The organism is Kitasatospora sp. A2-31, from assembly GCF_022288725.1.
In the GTDB taxonomy this organism is placed as follows: domain Bacteria; phylum Actinomycetota; class Actinomycetes; order Streptomycetales; family Streptomycetaceae; genus Kitasatospora.
In genome coordinates this window covers 1-1,010 of the sequence record NZ_JAKNTA010000281.1, presented here as the reverse complement: position 1 = coordinate 1,010, position 1,010 = coordinate 1, and the positions used below count along the sequence as shown (strand labels likewise).

Sequence of the window (1,010 nt, the reverse complement as noted above, 5' to 3'; positions counted from 1 at the left end):
GGTGAGCACGGCGAGGACCAGCACGGCCCGGCCGACCGTGAAGGAGTGGGTGAAGAACAGTGCCTCCGCCGTCAGCATCGTGAGCGCCAGGCTGACCGTCACGGCCAGCGCGGCGGCGCTCACCCGGCCGGGCCCCCGGTCGCGCCAGGACGGGCCCGGCCGGGCCCAGGCCACGGCCGCCGCACCCGGGCCGGCGAGCAGGAAGACGCCGGCGACGACGGCCCGCAGCGGGTTCCCGGCCGGGAGCAGCAGGGCGGCGAGGGCGGTCCAGCCGCAGAGCGCGGGAAGTGCGCGCGGCAGGGTCCACGGTCGGACGGTCATGACGTCCTCCCTCCGGTCGGGGCGGAGCCGGCGCCCACGCCGCCGGACGGGACGTACTGGTAGACGACGGAGTCGTCGTTGGAGAACACCAGCCGGAGGTCGGGGGCGGTCGCCGCCGCGGCCGCGAAGCCCTCCGTCGCGGAGACCGGCAGCAGGCCGGTGAGCTCGCACTCGGCGAGCTGGGCCCGGGTCAGGATCAGGTAGGTCGGGCCGCCCGCGACGTTCGGGCGCTCCAGCATCATCCGCAGGACGTCACCGGGGTTGGCCACCAGGCGCTTCAGGTCCTCGTGGGAGGCGTCGCTGAGGACGAGCCGGTCGTGGTCGTCGTAGTGCAGTTCGCCTCCCGGCTCGTTGGCGGTCAGCGAGACGATCCGCGAGCCGGCCGGGGTGGCGGCGACGTAGCGGAGTGCGGCGGCCTCCTGCGGGGTGAAGTAGTTCATGCTCTCCTTGCCGAAGTAGCCGAAGAGCATGCCGCCGAGCAGACCGAGCAGGACGACGGCGGTGAGGCCGGTCCGCACCGGGCCGCCGGGCCGGCCGGCCGGCGGAGCGGGCGTGCGGTCGGACGGGGAGCCGGAGTCGGGGCCGGACGGGGCGTCGGCGGGCCTGGCGTCGGCGGGGCCGGCCGGGTGGGTGTCCGCGGGGCTCGGGGCGGCGGGGTTGGGGGCCCCGGGGCCCCCGAGGGGGGTGGG

The 1,010-nt window shown here is 77.0% G+C and carries 1 protein-coding gene and 1 pseudogene; both read right to left on the bottom strand.

The genetic code is table 11. From position 1 onward, the window contains the following. Nucleotides 1-321: hypothetical protein (locus MCM47_RS41460; RefSeq protein ID WP_238951917.1), on the bottom strand; the 321-nt coding region annotated here is incomplete at its 3' end. Beyond that, a pseudogene (locus MCM47_RS41455) lies at nt 318-1,010 on the bottom strand (hypothetical protein); the annotation flags it as partial. The pseudogene MCM47_RS41455 and the gene MCM47_RS41460, both read right to left, overlap by 4 nt.